The sequence below is a fragment of the Acinetobacter pseudolwoffii genome (genome assembly GCF_002803605.1).
Taxonomy (GTDB): Bacteria; Pseudomonadota; Gammaproteobacteria; order Pseudomonadales; family Moraxellaceae; genus Acinetobacter; species Acinetobacter pseudolwoffii.
In genome coordinates this window covers 123500-139512 of sequence record NZ_PHRG01000005.1, presented here as the reverse complement: position 1 = coordinate 139512, position 16013 = coordinate 123500, and the positions used below count along the sequence as shown (strand labels likewise).

17 protein-coding genes are annotated in these 16013 nt (G+C 42.8%); 12 read left to right on the top strand and 5 right to left on the bottom strand.

The window, feature by feature from the left end; translation table 11 throughout:
* Positions 1–48: 48 nt before the first annotated feature.
* From CWI32_RS11085 to alr, 11 genes are all read left to right on the top strand, one after another.
* Complete coding sequence (locus tag CWI32_RS11085; protein ID WP_100535298.1) at positions 49–843, top strand: RDD family protein; 795 nt, start codon at positions 49–51, stop codon at positions 841–843.
* Between the two features lie 300 nt (positions 844–1143).
* Positions 1144–2247, top strand: coding sequence for a ubiquinol oxidase subunit II (gene cyoA, locus CWI32_RS11080; RefSeq protein WP_005097235.1), 1104 nt, complete (start codon positions 1144–1146; stop codon positions 2245–2247).
* A gap of 3 nt (positions 2248–2250) precedes the next feature.
* Positions 2251–4239 carry a cytochrome o ubiquinol oxidase subunit I gene (gene cyoB / locus CWI32_RS11075; RefSeq protein WP_005097237.1) on the top strand — a complete coding sequence of 663 codons (1989 nt, stop codon included), beginning with the start codon at positions 2251–2253 and terminating at the stop codon, positions 4237–4239.
* A 4-nt stretch (positions 4240–4243) separates the two neighbouring features.
* Entirely contained in the window at positions 4244–4861 is a 618-nt protein-coding gene (cyoC, locus tag CWI32_RS11070) for a cytochrome o ubiquinol oxidase subunit III (protein ID WP_005097238.1), read from the top strand.
* Complete coding sequence (locus tag CWI32_RS11065; RefSeq protein ID WP_005097239.1) at positions 4861–5187, top strand: cytochrome o ubiquinol oxidase subunit IV; 327 nt, start codon at positions 4861–4863, stop codon at positions 5185–5187. The genes cyoC and CWI32_RS11065 overlap by 1 nt, the downstream gene beginning before the upstream one ends.
* Positions 5188–5197: 10 nt before the next feature.
* The gene (cyoE, locus tag CWI32_RS11060; protein ID WP_005097240.1) at positions 5198–6076 is read left to right on the top strand and encodes a heme o synthase; all 879 of its coding nucleotides are present in this window, start codon (positions 5198–5200) and stop codon (positions 6074–6076) included.
* A gap of 433 nt (positions 6077–6509) precedes the next feature.
* On the top strand, positions 6510–6896 hold the full coding sequence (rpsF, locus tag CWI32_RS11055) for a 30S ribosomal protein S6 (protein WP_004278789.1): 387 nt from the start codon (positions 6510–6512) through the stop codon (positions 6894–6896).
* A 12-nt stretch (positions 6897–6908) separates the two neighbouring features.
* Complete coding sequence (rpsR, locus tag CWI32_RS11050; RefSeq protein WP_005097242.1) at positions 6909–7136, top strand: 30S ribosomal protein S18; 228 nt, start codon at positions 6909–6911, stop codon at positions 7134–7136.
* A gap of 9 nt (positions 7137–7145) precedes the next feature.
* The gene (gene rplI / locus CWI32_RS11045; protein ID WP_004645413.1) at positions 7146–7592 is read left to right on the top strand and encodes a 50S ribosomal protein L9; all 447 of its coding nucleotides are present in this window, start codon (positions 7146–7148) and stop codon (positions 7590–7592) included.
* Between the two features lie 216 nt (positions 7593–7808).
* Positions 7809–9251, top strand: coding sequence for a replicative DNA helicase (gene dnaB / locus CWI32_RS11040; RefSeq protein WP_005097243.1), 1443 nt, complete (start codon positions 7809–7811; stop codon positions 9249–9251).
* A 48-nt stretch (positions 9252–9299) separates the two neighbouring features.
* Positions 9300–10370: an alanine racemase gene (gene alr, locus CWI32_RS11035; RefSeq protein ID WP_100535297.1), complete on the top strand. Its 1071-nt coding sequence runs from the start codon at positions 9300–9302 to the stop codon at positions 10368–10370.
* Between the two features lie 47 nt (positions 10371–10417).
* Here the strand turns inward: alr and CWI32_RS11030 are convergent, their stop codons facing one another.
* From CWI32_RS11030 to CWI32_RS11010, 5 genes are all read right to left on the bottom strand, one after another.
* Positions 10418–10849, bottom strand: a complete 432-nt coding sequence (locus tag CWI32_RS11030; RefSeq protein ID WP_005097246.1) for a BLUF domain-containing protein — start codon at positions 10847–10849, stop codon at positions 10418–10420.
* A gap of 78 nt (positions 10850–10927) precedes the next feature.
* Positions 10928–11662, bottom strand: a complete 735-nt coding sequence (locus CWI32_RS11025) for a proteasome-type protease (protein WP_005097248.1) — start codon at positions 11660–11662, stop codon at positions 10928–10930.
* A gap of 13 nt (positions 11663–11675) precedes the next feature.
* On the bottom strand, positions 11676–12455 hold the full coding sequence (locus CWI32_RS11020) for a transglutaminase family protein (RefSeq protein WP_074383227.1): 780 nt from the start codon (positions 12453–12455) through the stop codon (positions 11676–11678).
* On the bottom strand, positions 12452–13054 hold the full coding sequence (locus CWI32_RS11015; protein ID WP_005097250.1) for an alpha-E domain-containing protein: 603 nt from the start codon (positions 13052–13054) through the stop codon (positions 12452–12454). The genes CWI32_RS11020 and CWI32_RS11015 overlap by 4 nt, the downstream gene beginning before the upstream one ends.
* Positions 13055–13076: 22 nt before the next feature.
* Positions 13077–14636, bottom strand: coding sequence for a circularly permuted type 2 ATP-grasp protein (locus CWI32_RS11010; protein ID WP_100535296.1), 1560 nt, complete (start codon positions 14634–14636; stop codon positions 13077–13079).
* A 239-nt stretch (positions 14637–14875) separates the two neighbouring features.
* Between CWI32_RS11010 and CWI32_RS11005 the strand changes: the two genes are divergently transcribed.
* On the top strand, positions 14876–15883 hold the full coding sequence (locus CWI32_RS11005; RefSeq protein WP_005097252.1) for a helix-turn-helix transcriptional regulator: 1008 nt from the start codon (positions 14876–14878) through the stop codon (positions 15881–15883).
* Positions 15884–16013: the final 130 nt, after the last annotated feature.

Below are 16013 nucleotides of genomic sequence, written 5' to 3'. Positions count from 1 at the left end.
AATTCAACCTATTATCAGTTCAAATTTATATATTGAGATTCAGTCTATATGCAGATTTACTTGGCACGAAACAATCAACAAGCTGGTCCATATACGCTCGAGCAATTAAATCAAATGCTTGCCAATCAGCAAGTCATGCTAACTGATTTGGCATGGCATCAAGGCATGGCAGAGTGGAAAGCTTTAGGTGAGCTTACCCAGGGAAAATCGGTATATCAACCTGAGGGTTATGTCGCACCAACCGCAACACCTGACACGCCTTTCCAGAACAACCCGCCTATAACAGTGTCTGGTACGCAACCACGCACCCAAGCAACTACGCAAAAAAATACACTTGCCAGTATTCCCAGCCGTATTCTGGCCAAAATTGTAGACGTGTTACTCTGGTTACCAGCGACTTTTATTCTGACTGGATTCTTCACCCCTGAACAGGAAGTCCGCTTTGCAGAATTGAACCAAGAGTTCATGAATGTGATACTCAACAGTGATGCTGATCCTACCATGGCGCAGCAACTGCAAACCCAGATGTTTGAGATGTTTTCTCAACAAGCCTGGATTGCAACTGCGGTCTATTTACTGATCATGCTGGTGATTCAAGCCTACCTTATTGCCAAATCTGGGCAAAGTATTGGCAAAAAAATGATGAAAATCAAAATTGTAGATGCTGAATCTGGTGAGAAAATTAGCTTATTACGTGCCTTCACCATTCGTAGCGTATTCTTTATATTTCTGAATATCATCTTCATGCCCTTGAGTTTAATGATTGACTGGGCCTTCGGATTGGGTAAAAAACGTCAGACCCTACACGATAAACTGGCAAAAACTCAAGTGGTAAAACAATAATTTTGAATCACTTAAAATGGGATGATATTCATCCCATTCTTTCTTACATAACTTTGAAATTGAAATAAAATTCCTATAAATATTCCTAAATCCCGAGCAACAAAATCGGTTTTTATTACAGGCATTTAAAGCGGCTTTAGATATAGCTTAGTTCGTCAATCTCAGGCATAATGCCCTACAACGTAGCGGTGTATTATGATTAATAGGATGTTTTGTAAAAATCAGCCTTTTTCGTCATGTGCACTTTAATCGCTATCCCATATTAAATTAGGGAATGGGACTCTTCACCGAGGTTGTAAAATGAGACAAACGATTTTAGCTGTATTGTCTTTATCTGCGATGACTGCACTCTTGACCGGGTGTGGTGGTGATATGGTACTTCTGAACTCTAAAGGTCCAGTTGCAGCAGGTCAAAGTAACCTGATGATGACTGCGATTTACTTAATGCTGTTGGTGGTTATTCCATCAATCATCATGGCATTATGGTTCGGTTGGAAATATCGTGCATCGAATAAAGACGCAGACTATAAACCTACATGGACACACTCTACTGCAATTGAAATTGTAGTATGGGGTATTCCTGTCATTATTATTGGTATTTTAGCTTGGTTAACTTGGTGGGGTTCCCACAAGTATGACCCATACCGTCCAATTGAAGCAGATAAAGCACCATTAACTGTTCAGGTTATTGCTGAACAATTTAAATGGATCTTCATCTATCCTGAGCAAAACATTGCAACAATTAACGAATTGCGTTTCCCAGAGAAAACTCCGGTAAGCCTTCGTATCACGTCTAACTTCACGATGAACTCTTTCTTCATCCCGGCGTTAAGTGGTCAGATTTATGCAATGGCAGGCATGCAAACTCACCTTAACTTCTTAGCTGATGAAACGAGTCCAGCTGAAGGTTATCGTGGTTTCTCTTCAAACTATTCAGGCTATGGCTTCTCGCAAATGCGCTTCCGTGCACATTCTGTGACTGATGCTCAATTCGCTGAATGGGTTGCTGCAGTTCAATCAGGTAATGGTACTTCAGTAAATCCTGTTGCAGTTCAAAAAACTGTTTTAGACCAAGCTGAATTTGCGACCTTACGTGACGGCAACCGTTCACAAAAACAAATTGATGCAATGGTTCGTAATGCAAGAACAGATTTAGAGAAACGACTTGCTGAAACTGCACAAGCAGAAGGCCCATATAAGACTCAGCCACATCCTGTGACTTATTATTCTTCTGTCGAGTCTGGTTTGTTTGAATCTGTGATTCACAACTATATGAGTAACTACCACGGTGCTGATCATACAGCTCCTGTAGAAGCTGCAGCGACTGATGCTGTTGCTCAGGAAGCATCTGCTTCTGAAGCTCATGTAGCAGGTGAACATGCGACTGCTTCTCAAGGAGAATAAGACATGAGCTTCTTAGGTAAGTTAGGTCCAGATGCAATTCCTTACGATCCAATCGTATTGGCAACTGTTGCAATGATGATCTTGGGTGCTATCGCAGTTGTTGCTGGTATTACCTACTTCAAAAAATGGGGCTACTTGTGGAACGAATGGTTCACATCTGTAGACCATAAAAAAATTGGTATCATGTATATCTTCGTATCTGTGATCATGCTGGTGCGTGGTTTCGCCGATGCGATCATGATGCGTCTTCAGCAGTTCCTTGCAAAAGGTGGCGGCGAAGGTTATTTACACCCTGAGCATTACGACCAGATCTTTACCGCGCATGGCGTGATCATGATCTTCTTCGTGGCAATGGGTCTTGTAGTTGGTTTAATGAACATCTCTGTGCCGCTTCAAATCGGTGCACGTGACGTTGCATTCCCATTATTGAACTCACTCAGCTTCTGGTTATTTGCCGGCGCTGCGGGTCTGATGATGGTTTCACTTGCGTTAGGTGAATTCGCTGCAACAGGCTGGATGGCATACCCTCCACTGTCAGGTATCGAATATTCTCCAGGCGTAGGTATGGACTACTACATCTGGGCACTGCAAATTTCAGGTCTAGGTACGCTATTAACGGGTGTTAACTTCTTTGTTACCATCATCAAAATGCGTGCGCCTGGCATGAAACTCATGGAAATGCCAATCTTTACCTGGACATCTTTATGTACAGCGGTATTGATTATTGCTGCTTTCCCGGTGTTGACTGCAACAATTGCAATGCTAACGCTTGACCGTTACTTCGATTTCCACTTCTTTACAAATGACCTGGGTGGTAGCCCAATGTTGTATGTAAACCTGATTTGGACTTGGGGTCACCCAGAAGTGTATATCTTGGTATTACCAGCATTTGGTATTTACTCAGAAGTTGTTGCGACTTACTCGCGCAAAGCATTGTTCGGTTACAAATCCATGGTGTATGCAACAGTAGCAATCACAGTATTGTCATTCGTTGTATGGGTTCACCACTTCTTTACTATGGGTGCAGGTGCCAACGTTAACGCGTTCTTCGGTATCATGACCATGATTATTGCGATTCCTACAGGTGTGAAGATCTTCTCTTGGTTGTTCACCATGTACAAGGGTCGTATTGTTTACACTACCCCAATGCTATGGACACTTGGTTTCCTTGTGACTTTCGGTATCGGTGGTTTAACAGGTGTATTGATGGCAGTTCCACCAGCGGACTTCCTGGTACACAACTCTTTATTCCTGATTGCTCACTTCCATAACGTAATTATTGGTGGTGTAGTATTCGCGATGTTCGCAGGTATCATCTTCTACTGGCCGAAAATGTTCGGTTGGAGACTGAATGAAACTTGGGGTAAAGCAGCATTCTGGTTCTGGTTCTTCGGTTTCTACTTTGCATTCATGCCACTTTATATCCTTGGTTTCATGGGTATGACTCGTCGTTTGAATACATTTGACAACCCAGACTGGGATCCGTATGTAAATATTGCAATGTTTGGTGCAGTTCTGATTGCACTTGGTATTGTATGTTTCGTGATGCAAATTGTGGTTGGTTTCCTACAACGTGACCAACGTCTAGATTTGACTGGCGATCCATGGGATGGTCGTACGCTTGAATGGTCGACATCTTCTCCTGCTCCGTTCTATAACTTTGCTCATCTTCCAAAGATCAATGGTATTGATACTTTCTGGGTTGAGAAAGAAAATGGTGTTGCATATGCAAAACCAACGAAGTATGAAGATATCCATATGCCAACGAATCGTGCTGCTGGTTTCGTTATCGCGATGTTCATCACTGTAATGGGCTTCGGTTTAATCTGGCACATCTGGTGGTTAGTAGTTGTTACGTTCATTGCTTCTATCATTAGCTTCATCGTGTCTTCTTTCACCAAGAAAGTGGATTACTATGTTCCTGCTGCTGAAGTTGAGCGTATTGAAAACGAACGCTATGCGATTCTTGAAAAACACTTGAAGAAGGACTAAGACAATGGCTGAAGTACTTCATCACGATAACCACGGACACGATGAGCATCATCACGATGATACTGACATCACCGTCTTTGGTTTCTGGACTTACTTGATGAGTGACCTTGTCCTGTTCGGTACACTCTTCATTGCGTTCGCTGTTTTAAGTAGCCACATTCCTGTGGGTACTCCAAGTGCGAGAGACCTGTTTGGCGACTCTTTAGGTTTCGTTCTGACTGAAACCTTCGCTCTCTTGATCTCTTCTGTAACCTTTGGTTTTGCAGTTCTTGCTGCATACAAAAAAGACGTTGCAAAAGTACTGACTTGGTTAGCGATTACTTGGGTATTCGGTGCTATCTTCATCGGCATGGAACTATATGAGTTCAATCACTTAGTTCATGCGGGTCACGGTCCAAGCACAAGTGCGTTCTTATCTGCGTTCTTTACCTTGGTAGGTACGCACGGTATTCACGTAACTTCTGGTCTGGTCTGGATGATCGTGTTAATGGTTCAAATCAAGAAATATGGTTTGACTCTTGCAAACACGCGTCGTCTAGCTTGCCTAAGCTTGTTCTGGCACTTCCTTGACATCGTTTGGATCTGTGTATTCAGCGTAGTTTACTTGATGGGAGTTCTGTAATGAGTCACGATCATAACTCAGCTGGTGCATCACACGGTAACGTTAAGCAATATACAATTGGCTTCGTACTTTCTGTCATCCTTACCGTAATTCCATTCGGTATGGTGATGGCAGGCGGTTTTGAACGCGGTATCTTGATTGCAGTAATTGCGATTACTGCGGTTGCTCAGATTCTTGTGCAGTTAATTTACTTCCTGCATATGAACTCTTCTTCAGAGCAACGCTGGAACGTGATTGCGTTCGTGTATACCATCTTAACCATCGCTATTCTTTTAGTAGGTTCTGTATGGATCATGAATTACCTACACTACAACATGATGATCTAAACTGGTCGTCATGTTGAAAAAGTATTTATTCCTGACTAAGCCAGGAATTCTCTTCGGTAACTTTGTTACCACTTTGGGTGGCTACTTCGTAGCCACTCAAGGTTCTGTAGATTTCCTTCTCCTGCTTATTACCCTTCTCGGTACTACGCTTGTCGTAGCATCAGGATGTGTGGTCAACAACGTGATTGACCAGGACATCGACCAAAAAATGCAGCGCACACAAAATCGTGCTCTGGTCATCAAAACCATCTCTGAACCTGTTGCCCTGGCTTTTGCTCTGGTCTTAGGCCTCATTGGTTTTAGCATTTTATGGTTCTGGGTAAATGCGTACGCTTTTCTTTTCGCGGTGATTGGTTTTGTTGTATATGTTGGTTTCTACAGCCTATGGACAAAACGAACCACAATTCATCAAACTGTAGTCGGCAGTATTTCTGGTGCAGCTCCGCCTGTCATTGGCTATACCGCTGTGGCCAATCAATTTGACCTGGGTGCATTACTGATCTTTTTAGGTTATGCGTTGTGGCAAATGCCTCACTCATGGGCAATTGCGGTTTACCGCTTTGATGATTACAAAAATGCAGGCATTCCCATTTTGCCTGTGGCGCGCTCGATTCATCGTACCAAGATCGAATCACTTTTGTATGTGGTGTTATTCACCCTGACCATGAATGCATTATTTGTATATGGCTATGCCAATTGGTTGTATGCAGTCATTTTAAATCTATTGTGCATTTACTGGTTGTATATCGGTGTCATTGGATTTAAAGCTGAAAATGATCAGCTTTGGGCAAAGAAATATTTTCTGTTCTCTGTCATCCTGATTACCGTGATCAGTATTGTATTTAGCTTTACTTCAACTGCGCCATCTACACAGATAGTGTTTTTTTAAAAAGATAGAGAGTTCGCCTCTATCTTTTTTTATTTTGATTTTATCCCCCCACTCCGAGCATCTGTTTGCAGAATCAAAATTTCAGCTTTAAGCGCTCGTCCCCTCCTTTCTTATCTTCTGTGAAATTCACTCATTTTTGTTTTAGAGTCACATTCATAGGTTTAGGCCAATTCCTGCCTAGAAAGAGTCGGTTGATATGATCAACAGTATATTTAATAAATTTAAGCAGTTTAAGCCTGATTAAAAATATAACGATTTTTTGATAAGAGAATCTGGCAATAGATATAATTTCACAAAAATGGCTTATCTGGTTGAAATTATCCTCGAAAATCTCTACAATTCACCCTTCGCAAACACTGCGACACAACCTTGGTTGTGACTCCTTGCTTCAATTTACTTAAATTGGGGCTGTCCAAACCGTAAGGAGCTGACAATGCGTCATTACGAAATCGTACTTTTAGTACACCCTGATCAAAGCGATCAAGTCGTTGGTATGGTAGAACGCTACCTAACTCACATCAAAGAAGCTGAAGGTCAAATCCACCGTCTTGAAGACTGGGGCCGTCGTCAATTGGCTTACCCAATCAACAAGATCCACAAAGCTCACTACATTCTTATGAATGTTGAGTGTGGTCAGACTACTCTTGATGAGCTTGAAGAATTGTTCCGTTATAACGATGCAATCATTCGTAGCCTTATCATCCGTCGTGAAAACGCAATCACTGAAGAGTCACTATTGGCGAAAAGTGCTGAAGAAAAACGTGCGCGTAAAGCTCAACGTGAAGAAGCACAACACGCTCAAGACTCTGCTGAAGCTTAAGGAGAACATAACATGGCACGTTTTTACCGTCGTCGCAAGTTCTGCCGCTTTACAGCTGAGAACGTTACGTACATCGACTACAAAGATATCGACACTTTAAAACAGTACATCACTGAAAACGGCAAGATTGTTCCTAGCCGTATTACAGGTACTAAAGCTCGTTACCAACGTCAATTGGCGCTAGCTATTAAACAAGCTCGCTTCTTGTCTTTGATCCCTTACACTGACAATCATAAGTGAGGTTGAGCTGTGGATATTATCTTATTACAACGCATTAAAAACCTAGGTAAACTAGGCGATAAAGTATCAGTTAAAGCTGGTTATGGCCGTAACTTCCTTATCCCACAAGGTATGGCAGTTGCTGCAACAGAATCAAACACTGCTGCTTTTGAAGCTCGTCGTGCTGAACTTGAGAAAGCTGAAGCTGATGTTTTAGCTGCTGCTCAAGCACGTGCTGACCAATTGAACGAAGTAAATATCGTAATCACTGCGAAAGCTGGTGACGAAGGTAAACTATTCGGTTCTATCGGTACTCGTGACATCGCTGACGCGTTGACAAATGCTGGTCTAGAAGTAGACCGTGCAGAAGTACGTCTTCCAAATGGCGCACTTCGTCACACTGGCGAATTTAACATCGCAATCCAATTGCACCATGATGTTACTGCAGAAGTTCTGGTTACTATCGTAGCTGAGTAATTTCTCGCCTCAAAAAGAGCATGCGAAAGCATGCTCTTTTTTTATCTATAAAAAAATGACAGGTATCTCCTGCTTAAAAATTATTTTATTACCCATACAAATGAAAATTTACCCTTCGCATTTGATTTCAGAACGCGTATGATTTCATGTCGTAGTGAATAAAAGCTATTCATCTCCGATAATGTTTAACCATTGTATTTAAAATCAGGGATTTATATGTCACAGGCGAATGCCAGCAAAAAGCCGACCAGCGCTAATATCGAAATCAGTACTGAGAACAGCAATCTCAAGGAATTTCGTACTCCACCGCACAATTTAGCGATTGAACAAGCCGTACTTGCTGCATTAATGACCGTTGCCGAATCTTTTGAACAGGTCGGTGATGTGCTGACTGAAAATGATTTTTATGCGACCCGACATAAATATATTTTCCGCGCCATTGATCAGCTCTCTAAAGAAAACTCACCTTATGATGCGGTACTGGTGCATGACTGGCTGATCAAGCAGAATTTACTGGATGCGATTGGCGGTGAAGAATATCTGATGCAGCTCATGGCAGACTCGCCATCGAGTTTCTACAACCTGGAAACCTATGCAGGCAAAATTAAAGAATTCTCCACCCTGCGCAGCATGATTAAAGTCAGCTCTGAAATTTTACAAAATGCCTATGACACCAAAGGCCGTACCGTCAGTGAAATTCTGGACTTGGCTGAAACCAATATTTTCTCGATTGCAGAACAGCATAATAATAATGCCAAGGCGCAAGGGCCTAAACCGATTAACTCTGTCGTTGCCGATGTTTTTGATAAATTGAATGAATTATCACAAATGGAAGGTAGCATTACCGGTCTAACCACAGGTTTTGTGGAGCTGGATAATAAAACCTCAGGCATGCAATCCGGCGACCTGATTATTGTCGCGGCGCGTCCGTCCATGGGTAAAACCACCTTTGCCATGAACCTGGTCGAAAGCGTTTTATTTAATAACAACCTGCCGGCGCTGGTCTATTCCATGGAGATGCCAGCGGATTCGATTGCCATGCGTTTGATTTCGTCATTTGGCCGTGTGCATCAGGGGCATTTGCGTTCAGGCAAAATGGACAGCGATGAGTGGTCAAAAGTGACCAGTACCATTGTGCATTTACAGGAAAAAAACCTGTATATCGATGATTCCTCTGCCCTGCCACCAACTGAATTACGTTCCCGTGCCCGTCGTATTGCCAAAATGCATGGTGGCAAACTCGGCTGTATCATGGTCGATTATCTTCAGTTGATGAAAGTACCCGGTATGGGCGACAACCGTGTCGGCGAGATCTCGGAAATTTCACGAAGTTTAAAAGCCTTAGCCAAAGAAATGCAGTGCCCTGTGATTGCACTTTCCCAGTTAAACCGCGCCCTGGAAAACCGCCCCAATAAACGCCCGGTGATGTCCGATTTACGTGAATCCGGTGCAATCGAGCAGGATGCCGATTTGATCATGTTCATTTACCGCGACGAGGTTTATAACAAGGAATCAAAGGAAGCCGGCACTGCTGAAATTATTATTGGTAAGCAGCGTAACGGCCCGATTGGTACGGTACGTCTGGCTTTCGAAGGTCAATATACCCGTTTTAGTAATCTCTCACCTGAGTTTTATGCTCAGTATGATGATGAAGAGTAAACAAGCTCAATCATCAGATTTCCATCGTCCCTCCAGGAGTAATTTAGGGTGCGCCAAGCTACAGTTTATATTGACAGTGCAGCACTGCAATATAATTTAAACCGTGTCAAACAACTTGCCCCAACCGCTAAAATCGTCAGTATGGTCAAAGCCAATGCTTACGGACATGGAGTTAAAGACTGCCTGGCAGCCTTAAGTGCAAGTGATGCTTTTGGTGTCGCATGCTTACAAGAAGCCCTGGAAATTCGTGAACTGGGTTATCAACAGCCGATCACGCTCATCGAAGGTGTTTTTGTTGCAGACGAAATGCCAATCGTGATTGATCAGAATATTGAAGTGATTGTGCATCAGCAGGCACAGGTCGATTGGCTCTTGGCACATAAAGATGCTTATATCGCCAAAGACCTGAAAGTCTGGGTCAAGCTGAATAGCGGGATGAACCGTCTTGGCTTTAAAATTGATGTAATTAAAGACGTGATCAATCAACTCAAAGCTGAAGGTTTTACTTGTGTTTTGGCGATGCATTTTGCCAATGCCGATGCTGATCACCCGCTGAATGATGAACAAATCCGTCAATTCTTAGAAATTAAAAATGACTGCGCACCATTGATGGGTTCATGCTGTAATTCAGCAGCCATTTATAAATATCCAGAATTGCATTTTGATTTTGTCCGTCCCGGGATCATGCTTTATGGCGCGACTCCATTTGCAGATCGTGATGTGCATGATCTGGATTTAAAACCAGTCATGACCTTTACTGCCGAAGTGATTGCACTTAACCATATCAAGGCAGGTGAGCATGTCGGTTATGGTTCAACATTTACAGCTGAGCAAGACATGACACTTGCGATTGTTTCAATTGGCTATGGTGATGGCTACCCTCGTGCTTTCCCGAAACAGAACTATGTGGCGATTAATGGCCAGCAAACGCGTGTCATTGGTCGTGTAGCAATGGACATGATCGCGATTGATGTAACTGCGATGCAGGTAAAACCTGGCACTCAAGTCGAACTTTGGGGGAATACCCGTTTGGTCGATGAGGTTGCTGAAGCCAATGGCACCATTGGTTATGAACTGTTATGCAGACTCAGTCATCGTCCGCTACGTAAAGTTATTTGAGTTGATCCTCAGAGCCAAAAAAGTCCAACAGAAGTTGGGCTTTTTATTTAAGCTGATTTTTGTTCTTCAGCCTGCTCTAAACTCAATTTCTCTAATAAAGCATCGACATGATGTTGCTGAAAGGCAAAAGGATTAAAGTCATTAAATCCCATGTCCTGACAGAATTGCTGGATTTGACTGCGTTTAGAAATATACTTCATCGACCAGTCGGGGAAACTCGGATATTCGATTTCCTTGGTCTCAAACAATTTAATATCATGATGGCGAGGATCTTTATTGAGTCTCTCGAGCAGCAGACTTTTTAAGGTTAAACACTCACCTTCCAGACATTGAAAAAAATAACCATCGGCAAAATACAGCACTCCTGTGACTTGATAGCGATGATTAAAATCACGTGCTTCTTTCAGGATATTGGTCAGATCTTCAAGCAAATCAACTTTAGAAGACGTACTTTTACTGGCGTAACAAAATTGGTACATGCGCTAACTTATCTATTTTTATTATGCTGGTGCACAGAAGTTCATACTGTACGCGAAAAAACTGAACCAGAATACCTTTTACAGAAAATATTCATTCGATGGAACAGGTAGCGCTGCCAGTCCTTTTTTCAAGGTGTCTGACCATTGCCGGCTGATCGACGTGAAATATTCATCATCTTCGGCAATACGTTTACCCCTCGGCATCATTAAACTGTCTTTTTTATACACCAGCACATCGAGTGGCATACCGACCGATACATTGGAACGTAAGGTCGATGCAAATGAAATGAGCGAACAACGCAGAGCTTCATCCAGCGGCATATCATAAGTCAAGGCGCGATCCAATATCGGCTTGCCATATTTACTCTCGCCAATCTGGAAATACGGCGTATCCCGCGTGGCACAGATAAAATTTCCTTGCGGATACACATGATAGAGCTGCATTTCTTGATCTTTGAGCTGACCACCCACCAGTAAATTACAATAATAATTACTCTGTTCCAAAATGTCGCTGGTGACATTGGCGATGACTCTCTTAAGCGTGCTCCCGATCAGTTCAGCCACATCAAACATGGTATGCAGACTGAGTATATTGGGTTCCTGCTTCAACTCCAGCTGATTTTTGATACGCCCAATTACGGCTTGTGTTGTGGCCAGATTTCCGGAGGCCTGTATGACGATCATACGCTCCCCAGGAATACCAAAGGTATACAGTTTGCGAAAGACAGAAATATGATCTACTCCGGCATTGGTCCGTGTATCACTAATAAAAAGCATACCTTGCTCTAAACGTAGCGCACAACAATACGTCATTCTTTTGTCCTTATTAACATCCTAGTACCTGAACAATGGAATGCATGGATTCCACTCCGCCCTTCTCCCTCACACCGCGTACCGGTGCTACATCCCAATAATCCCGCCCAATGGCTACATAAATATGCGAGCTTGGACTAAACAGCAGATTACTCACATCAAAACAATACCATGTCTGCTCTACAAACACCTCTGCCCAGGCATGACTGGCCAGATGTGAAGCATTTTGTGCATATAAATAGCCAGAAACATAACGGGCAGCCAAGCCCAGATATTTACACATGGCAATGAAAATATGACTATGATCCTGACAGACCCCCTGACGTGCTTCAAAGGCATCTATGGCAGAGCCTTGCACTGAGGTGCTATTGGAAATATAAGGGACATGTTCCAGCAAGGCCTGTGCCAGTTCAATCAGACGTTGACGGCTTAATGCAGGGACATGAGCTTGTGCAAAATCTTTCATTGCTGCATTACATTGCGTTGATTCGGTTGGCTGTAAAAAAATATTGGGATTGATTGAATCATTCAGTCCAGTCTGATGCGCGGGATTCAGCTCGACAATCCCTTGCGCCATGATCGTTAAGGAATAATAAGGTTCACGCTGGTTACAGGTCATCCACAGATTATGAAAGGCATCTTTTCGGATTTCTTTATTCCCCGGTACACTAATATCCCAGGAATGCACCCGTTGATGCGCATTGCTCGAAGGCATCATTTTGATGTACTGAATACTGTTCCTCACCTCAGCTGTATACATATAATGCGTTTGGTGATTCACCATCAATTTCATACATCTGCCTCAAACAGTTGATGGATATGGTCGCTAAACTGATAGAACTGAATCCGGTTCGGTTCTGTACGCAACTGTTCCCAGTATTGCTCCAGGTCACCCCAGCCCATTTCCACTAGAATTCTGACTACATCATCGATCTTGCACAGTGTCGTACTGGTTTCTTCACCGAGTCGTAACTGATGATCGAGCTGTTCGACACATTGTCCCAGGCTAAAGAACAGAAAAATATCGGCAGATTCAGCTTCCAGAATATCTTCACATTCAGTCACCACTTCACAAATATAACCAGCATTTTTGTCTGCAGTTTTGATCAGTTTCATTAGTTCTGCATAGCCTGATGCAGACAATACTCCGCGTAGTTCCTGAATATTATCTTTAGCCACTTTAAACTGCTGGCTAAAAGATGCGGTCTGAGTTGAATCTAGTACCAATTCATTTAAGGAACTGGCATCAAAAGCGGGTAAACAAAAAGCATGGGCATAGGCCACAGCTGCTTCGTCTTCTAAAAATGGAAAGCGCGCACATAAAAAATGAGTGCGAGATAAATAACGCCCTAACCAAAAAATATGTTGTGCATTGCTATTCAGCAAAACCATGACATTTTCCTTCTTTGGAATATTATGAATGTAAATTGTCGACTACCCAGGTATCTTTAATACCGCCACCCTGTGATGAATTCACCACCAGTGAACCGGGCTGCATCGCTACACGTGTCAAGCCACCCTGCACAATTTCAGTACGGTAAGGCGAGCTTAAGACAAATGGGCGCAAGTCAATATGACGTTCAGCAATACCAAAATTGGTCAAAGTCGGACTAACCGATAAGTCCAAAGTTGGCTGCGCAATATACAAATGCGGCGCAGCTAAAATTTTCTCCCTGAAAAATTCAATTTGCTGTTTCGAAGCCTGTGGCCCAATCAGCATGCCATAACCACCCGAACCCTGAGCTTCTTTTACCACCAGCTGGTCCAGATGGGCCAAAACATAGCTTAAATCTTGCTGATTACGACATTGATACGTCGGAACATTTTTTAGTATTGGCTGTTCACCCAAATAAAAATGAATCATTTTATCGACATATGGATAAATCGATTTATCATCTGCGACACCTGTACCCGGTGCGTTGGCAATCAGGACATTATTTTGTAAATAAGCTGACATTAAGCCAGGTACACCCAGGGTACTCTCCGGTTTAAAGCATAATGGATCGAGATAAGCATCATCGACCCGTCTATAAATAACATCGACTCTTTGGCGACCACGTATAGTTTTTACATAAACCTTCGAGTCATCAACAAAAAGATCACGTGATGTTACCAACGGTACATTCATTTCTCTTGCGAGAAAGGCGTGCTCATAGTAAGCACTATTAAAACGCCCCGGCGTCAGCACTACGACAAAGGGTTTGTCGACATGGGCGTTTTCGATCAGGATTTCTTTTAAAAGCTGCGGGTATTGCTCAATTCCAGCAATCTTGGACTGTTCAAATATTTTCGGCATCAGCTTTTGGCTAATCTTACGGCATTCCAGCATATAAGAGACACCCGATGGCGTTCTAAGATTGTCCTCCAAGACATAAAATTCGCCCTTGGAATCACGTATTACATCAATGCCACTAATCTGGCTATAAATCCTGCCTTTCAGGCTATGTTGATACATATGCGGCTGATAAGCCTCATGCGTCAAAATCTGGAGTTCAGGAATGATATTGGCTTTTAAAATATCCTGTTGATGATAAATGTCATGTAAAAACAGATTCAGTGCGCGCACGCGTTGTGCCGACCCCAGAGCCACCATATTCCACTGTTTGCGGTCAATCACTCGTGGAATGATATCGAAAGGAATGCTTCGCTCTACCCCCTCTTTATCTTCGTAAACCGTAAAGCTAATGCCATGATGTAAAAAATGTTCTTTTGCCACCTGATTCAGAGCATTCAATTCATCCAGCGTGTGTTGGGATAACCATTCTTCCAGTCTTTGACTTGCCTGACTGGACATGACTTGCTCATCCTGCATTTCATTAAAGAATTTTGAAGACAACTGTTGAAATAAAAGTTGTGGATTTGCTGTAGTCGATACCGTTGCTGTTTTAGCCTCTATAAAATTTTTCCCAAGATTTTGGGAACTAAAATTATCAATTTTTTCAATTACATTTGTATCCCGATTTCCTTTAAGCATACAAACCTCGTCTTATCATCTATTATAATTAAATCAAAGCAATATCCATGCCATTGAACCTATATTGCAACTACCATTAATCTAATAAATGCGCCCTGAACTCAATGCCATTTCTTACCAAGTTGTTTTTAGTTTGTAGGGCAATTGTTGCGCAGAAAGACTTGCGAAAAAATGAGAGTTTTTTTATTGTGTTAGTCTAAGCCTAAATCCCATCCTCTTTATCGCCAGCAAAATAAATTATGTCAGCACAAGAAAAAGAAACCTCGAATAGCCTGTATCGCCAATGGCAAATCTTGTCGCGTCTTTCTACCGGCAAATGGATGGGAACACGTGAATTACAGGAAATCTTGAATCGCGAAGGAATTGATATCAGCCTGCGTACCATTCAGCGTGACCTGAACCAGATTGCGCAGCGCTTTCCAATCGAAAGCAGCAAGACCACACCACAAGGCTGGCGTTGGCGCTCAGATGCACCGCTGCAAAGCTTGCCGCATATGACCAGCTCACAGGCGGTCACCTTTATGATGGTCGAAGAACATTTAAAACATTTGCTGCCACCGAGCCTGATCGAAGAAATGAATCCCTGGTTTGATCTGGCACGCCGCAGTCTGTCCTCGCAAAACAATGTCCGCCAATGGATTAATCGGGTACGGATTGTGCCAGCCACCCAACCGCTCATTCCACCTTTCGTGGATAAGACTGCACAGCAGGCGGTATATGAAGGCTTGTTGCAGGACAAACAGCTGGAATGTGTCTATCAGGGCCGCGGTCACAACAGCGAAGAAAAGACTTATATCCTCAATCCACTGGCTTTGGTGCAAAAAGGCTCCATCATTTATCTGGTCTGTACCCGTCATGACAAATCTGATATTCAGACCTTTGCCCTGCACCGTTTTAAATCGGCAGTAGTTCTCAATTCACGTGCCCTGCATCCGGTGAATTTTGATATTGATGACTATATCGATTCTGGTGCATTGGGCTTCCGGGTGGATTTCAATCACCCTACTGAAAATGTCATGCTAAAACTGAGCATGTCGGAATCGGATGCACATTATTTTGAGGAAAGTCAGCTCAGTAAAGATCAGAAGATTGAAAAACTGGACAATGGTATGTCGCTGATTAGTGCAACGGTTCCTTTTACTTCACAACTGGTGTGGTGGCTGCGCAGCTTTGGTAAAAAGATTAAACATATTGAACCCAGTATGGTGTCCAATGCAGTTAGCCAGATGGATGAGGAAAACCCTTAACCAAATGGATTTCATTCAGCTTTAATAATTCCAGAATAAAAAAATCCCCAGATTGGGGATTGGAGAATTATGCTTGTATTTTTATGATTGTTCTGGTGGTCTACCGCTGTACCAACCTGCTTTTCTCTAA

What these genes read in the sequence shown, in the direction of transcription:
- dnaB (WP_005097243.1), top strand. Translation starts at nt 7,809, where the DNA reads ATGTCACAGGCGAATGCCAGCAAAAAGCCGACCAGCGCTAATATCGAA.
- rpsF (WP_004278789.1), top strand. Translation starts at nt 6,510, where the DNA reads ATGCGTCATTACGAAATCGTACTTTTAGTACACCCTGATCAAAGCGAT.
- CWI32_RS11085 (WP_100535298.1), top strand. Translation starts at nt 49, where the DNA reads ATGCAGATTTACTTGGCACGAAACAATCAACAAGCTGGTCCATATACG.
- CWI32_RS11065 (WP_005097239.1), top strand. Translation starts at nt 4,861, where the DNA reads ATGAGTCACGATCATAACTCAGCTGGTGCATCACACGGTAACGTTAAG.
- CWI32_RS11015 (WP_005097250.1), bottom strand. Translation starts at nt 13,054, where the DNA reads ATGGTTTTGCTGAATAGCAATGCACAACATATTTTTTGGTTAGGGCGT.
- CWI32_RS11005 (WP_005097252.1), top strand. Translation starts at nt 14,876, where the DNA reads ATGTCAGCACAAGAAAAAGAAACCTCGAATAGCCTGTATCGCCAATGG.
- cyoC (WP_005097238.1), top strand. Translation starts at nt 4,244, where the DNA reads ATGGCTGAAGTACTTCATCACGATAACCACGGACACGATGAGCATCAT.
- cyoE (WP_005097240.1), top strand. Translation starts at nt 5,198, where the DNA reads ATGTTGAAAAAGTATTTATTCCTGACTAAGCCAGGAATTCTCTTCGGT.
- cyoA (WP_005097235.1), top strand. Translation starts at nt 1,144, where the DNA reads ATGAGACAAACGATTTTAGCTGTATTGTCTTTATCTGCGATGACTGCA.
- CWI32_RS11025 (WP_005097248.1), bottom strand. Translation starts at nt 11,662, where the DNA reads ATGACGTATTGTTGTGCGCTACGTTTAGAGCAAGGTATGCTTTTTATT.
- rpsR (WP_005097242.1), top strand. Translation starts at nt 6,909, where the DNA reads ATGGCACGTTTTTACCGTCGTCGCAAGTTCTGCCGCTTTACAGCTGAG.
- CWI32_RS11010 (WP_100535296.1), bottom strand. Translation starts at nt 14,636, where the DNA reads ATGCTTAAAGGAAATCGGGATACAAATGTAATTGAAAAAATTGATAAT.
- CWI32_RS11020 (WP_074383227.1), bottom strand. Translation starts at nt 12,455, where the DNA reads ATGAAATTGATGGTGAATCACCAAACGCATTATATGTATACAGCTGAG.
- cyoB (WP_005097237.1), top strand. Translation starts at nt 2,251, where the DNA reads ATGAGCTTCTTAGGTAAGTTAGGTCCAGATGCAATTCCTTACGATCCA.
- CWI32_RS11030 (WP_005097246.1), bottom strand. Translation starts at nt 10,849, where the DNA reads ATGTACCAATTTTGTTACGCCAGTAAAAGTACGTCTTCTAAAGTTGAT.